At 71.1% G+C, this 4305-nt stretch carries 4 protein-coding genes; all 4 read right to left on the minus strand.

Annotation, left to right across the window (positions count from 1 at the left end; all coding sequences use genetic code 11):
* A partial coding sequence (locus M0Q17_RS10750; RefSeq protein ID WP_295086716.1) for an AAA family ATPase occupies positions 1-914 on the minus strand: 914 nt, incomplete at its 3' end.
* 198 nt (positions 915-1112) lie between these two features.
* Positions 1113-2645: a hypothetical protein gene (locus M0Q17_RS10755; protein WP_295086717.1), complete on the minus strand. Its 1533-nt coding sequence runs from the start codon at positions 2643-2645 to the stop codon at positions 1113-1115.
* A 46-nt stretch (positions 2646-2691) separates the two neighbouring features.
* Positions 2692-2949: a hypothetical protein gene (locus M0Q17_RS10760; RefSeq protein ID WP_291495576.1), complete on the minus strand. Its 258-nt coding sequence runs from the start codon at positions 2947-2949 to the stop codon at positions 2692-2694.
* Positions 2950-3111: 162 nt separating this feature from the next.
* Positions 3112-3627 carry a thiol peroxidase gene (gene tpx, locus M0Q17_RS10765; RefSeq protein ID WP_295086720.1) on the minus strand — a complete coding sequence of 172 codons (516 nt, stop codon included), beginning with the start codon at positions 3625-3627 and terminating at the stop codon, positions 3112-3114.
* Between the last annotated feature and the right edge of the window lie 678 nt (positions 3628-4305).

Below are 4305 nucleotides of genomic sequence, written 5' to 3' on the forward strand. Positions count from 1 at the left end.
AGGGCGTGGAGCATGTGGTTCCCCGTGGCCGGGTCGTGGCTGATGAAGGCGTTGCGGCGGACAATGTCGGCAAGAAGGCGCCGGGCATCGTCGCGGAACAGTTCGGCCTGGGCCAGGGTGAAGCTCTCCAGGGGCGCGAGGTGCAAAAGCAGCTCCCGGGCCGCGCCCTGGAGCCTGTCGAACACCTGGCTGTCCAGCAGGTCGGAAATCCCGGTGGGCGCCGCCAGGTGGCCGTGTTGCGCATAATGCAGCTGGTACAGGTACAGGGCGCTGACCCAGCCGCCCGTAGCCCTGAACAGTTGCGCGGCCTCCTGCGCCTTCAACGAAATGCCGCACCGCCCGAAATAGGCGCGGATGTCCTCCTGGTCGAAGGCCAGGGCGGCGGGCCCGACCTGCGCGGCGAGGCCCTTGAGCAGGGCCTCGGCCAGTTCCGGGCCCGGCAGGTGGCGCGATATGCAGACCAGAGGCGGGAAGGCCCCCTGGCGCGCAAGCAGCAGACACAGGCGGACAAGGTTCCGGGCCTGTGCTTCCGCCAGCAGGTGCACGTCGTCGAGGACCAGGACGGCCCCGGGGGGGAAGTCCAGCCGGGCGAGCACCTCCCGGACCGCGTCCGTCCGGGCGGGATCGTCGGGATAGCCAAGTTCTTCGAGGGCGTCCACAGGGGCGGGCTCCCCGGCCAGACCCTTGCGCAGCACGCGGCAGAAATCCCGCCAGAAGGCGTTCTGGTCGCTGGTCAGCACGGAAACCCAGAAGGGCGTGGCCCGGTTCGCTTTCAGGTATTCCCGCACGGCCACGGTCTTTCCGTAACCCATGGGAGCATGGAGAAAGGTGAGCGGCGTGGAATGGATGGCGGACAGGGTGTCCATCACCCGCCGGGTGAGATGCAGGGCCGGGGGCGGCGGCGGAGACGGCATGGGCCGATTATCGCCGGATAAAGTCAGTATGTAAACAAAGTTAAGCGGGGTCCGGCAATCCCTTGCGCAATGCTCTGGTTTCGCGTTGGAAAACGGGGCCCCGCTGGCCGGGGCGTCGCGGTGCGCGGCGCGGCCCGGGGGCCGGGCGGCCCGGCCGGTGGCGGCGGGCCGGGGCCTGCCGTGGCGGCCCCGGCCCGGCTACAGGCGCGACAGGACGTGGGCGCGCAGCACCTCGGCCAGGGGGGCGGGGTTGAAGAGCTGGTCGCGGTCCACGGCGAGGTCGGCCCGGGGCGGCTCAGGCAGCGTGTCCAGGTCCTCGTAGCGGACCTTCACGGCCAGGCCGTCCTCCACCATGTCGTCCAGCAGGCGGAACTCTGTCTCGAAGACCCAGGTGTGCTTGCCGTAGGGCAGCAGGTCGTAGAGCAGGGTGCTCATGCCGCCTGCCACCACGTTGACCTCGGCCATGACCTCGTCGGTGATGTCGCGCACGCCCACGATGCGCTCGCGGTGGCCCTGGGGCAGGCCGTAGCAGTCGAGCTGGCGGTCGGGGTTCTCGTCGGGCTTGAATTTGAAGTACACCGTCCAGCCCAGGTCCATGAGCTTGCGCATGCACTGGCCGATGCGCAGGGTGTTGCCCCAGAATTCATAGGGCACCAGCACGTTGCGCGGGGAAAACTTCGGCGAATCCAGGCGGCGGTAGCCGTAGGACAGCTTGTTGGCCCCGGGCAGGTGGAATCCCGGGGGGTAGACCCGGCTCCAGCGGCGCAGGACCTTTTCCCAATAGGGCCCCCAGGTGATCACGTTGTCGAAGCCGTTGTAGCTTCCCGGGGCCCAGCGCTCGAAGGTGTAGGCCGCCTGGCGCCTCGCGTACATGCTGAACTGGTAGCCCACGGTGGGCACCCCCAGGGACTGGCAGGCATACAGCAGCGGGTAGATCTCCTGGTGGTCCTCCAGGCCGAAGAGCAGCCGGGGCGGGCGCGGGCGCAGGGCCTCCAGGTGGCGGCGGTATTCCCAGACCGCGAAGGACATGTGCTCCTCGGCGCGGCGGATCACGGCGGCCACGGCCGGGCGCAGGGCCGGGGCGAAGGCCGACAGGTCGTAGGTGTTGCAGAAGACCTGCGGCGCGGCCCAGCGGCGGTGCAGGAAATAGACCGGGTGGCCCTGGGCGTCGCGCCGGTCGAGCAGGGGCCGCGAGGGCGAGTAGACGAAATGGAAGGGCACGCCCTCGGCCTCGAAGAATTCGAGCATCTCGCGGGTGCGGAAGTCGCGGGGGCCGTAGCGGTAGAAGAGCAGGTCGCCCCCGGGTCGCGCGGCCACCGCGCGGTTGTGGGCGGGCAGGGTCCGGCGGTAGAGCCGCCACGCCGCCCAGCGCGCCCCGGGGTTGCAGCGGCGCGGGTGCAGCACTTCCCAGATGCGCGCGAAATTCAGGCGGTTCAGGAAATACGGGATGCGCCGCCGCCGGGCGAGATCGTCCAGCAGCGGGCCGTACTGCACCAGCCGGAACAGCCAGCGCCAGTAGAGGTTGCCCACCTGGGTCGACAGCCAGTTGAAGCCGTCGCGGCGGTAGTTGTCCAGAAAGCGCGTGCCCTCCGGAGTCCTGGCCTCGTACAGCAGGAAGAGCAGCTCCAGGGCCTCGTCCAGGTCGTTGCGCGGGTGCCATGTGCGCGTTGCCCCGGGGCCCCTGACCTCGACGATGCCCGAGGTGCCCTCGCGGATCAGGACCGGGAGCATGGCGCCTCCCCGGCGGCGCGCCGGGCCGCCCCGCGCGTGCGCCGCCTCACTGCTCGTCCTCCAGGGGCCGGTCCTTGCGGCCGTAGGCCACGCGGGCTTCCCAGACCTTCATGCCGATCTTGCGGCCCAGGTCGGCCTGGCGCGACCGGATGAGCGCGTCGGCGGCCTCCTTGTTGCCCTCAAGGCGCAGGAGCGTGGCCGACTCCAGGTCGCGCAGGTAGCGTTCGCATTCGTGGATCACGGCGGACAGGTCCAGGGTGGCCAGGGGCTCGGGCACCCGGACGGAGCGGACTTTGCGGGGCATGGCGGCTCCTCCTCGGCCATGCGATTACAAAACGTTTACGTTTTGTCAACGCATTGGACGCCGAAAGGCAGTACGCGGCCGCCTCCCCGGACGGGCGCGGCTCCGGAGGCAAAAAAACGGCGGCCCCGGAGGGGGCCGCCGCGTCGCCGCGCCGGGCGGAGGCTACAGGGCCGCCTTGGCCGCGGCCAGGGCCGCCGCGTAGTCGGGCTCGTCGGCCACCTCGGGCACGATCTGCTGGTAGGCCACCACGCCGGTCCGGTCGATGACCAGCACCGCGCGGGCCAGCAGGCGCAGTTCCTTGATCAGCAGGCCGTAGCCCAGGCCCAGGGACGCGTCGCGGTGGTCGGACAGGGTCGTCAGCTGGTCGACGCCCGCCGCGCCGCACCAGCGCTTCTGGGCGAAGGGCAGGTCCATGCTCACGGTGAGGATGGCCACATCCTGCGACAGGGCGGCGGCCTCGGCGTTGAAGCGGCGGGTTTGCAGGTCGCAGGTGGGCGTGTCCAGGGAGGGCACCACGGACAGGATGACCACCTTGCCCTTGAACTCGGACAGGCTGCGCGGGGCGAGGTCCGTGTCCAGGGCCGTGAAGTCGGGGGCCTGTCGGCCCACCTGGGCGGGGTTGCCCGTCAGGGTCAGGGCGTTGCCGCCCAGGGTGACGATTCCGGCTCGTTCGGTCATCGGAGGGTCTCCTTGCTTGCGTTTTGTGTCGCCCCGCAGGGGGCGGGGCGGGATCATGCCCGCAATATAATGCAGAACCGGCCCCGCGTCACCCCGGGCGGACGAAAAAGGGCCGGACTCCGTCCGCAGGGCCGCCTGTGCCGGGGGGCGAAGCATACGGATGCTGGTCAAACCCGGGAAAGCATGGCAGGAAGGGGGGAGGGAAACCAAGACCACTTTCAGAGGTGCATTGCCTATGACGGATGACGGAAGCATTTTCGGATTGAGCCCCCGTGGGTCGGGCTCGAACAAGTCGCCGCGCAAGAAACCGCGGCGCGAGGCCCGCGACGCGGACCAGGAGGCGCGCCCCGACGGGGGCCAGGAGTCTCCGGCGGCCGCGGCCCGGCAGGCGCCCGCGCCCGGCCCCGTGAACGGACCGGCCTCGTGGAAGGCCATGCTGGCCGACCCCGGCGAGGACGACGGCCCCCTGGACGATTCCGCTCCCGAGCTGGACGATCCGGACGAACAGGAACAGGAACCCAAACCCGCCGCCCGGCGCAAGCGCCCCTCGCGCGGCCGCTCGGGCCGCTCCGGCCAGGCCCGCCCCGGAGCCGACGAGGCCGAAACCCCCGCCCCCGCCCCCCCGGCCCCCCCCCCCCCCCCCCCCCCCCCCGGCCCCCCCCCCCCCCCCCCCCCCCC

Origin of the sequence: Sulfurimonas sp. (assembly GCF_023229105.1) — a bacterium.
Lineage (GTDB): Bacteria > Campylobacterota > Campylobacteria > Campylobacterales > Sulfurimonadaceae > Sulfurimonas.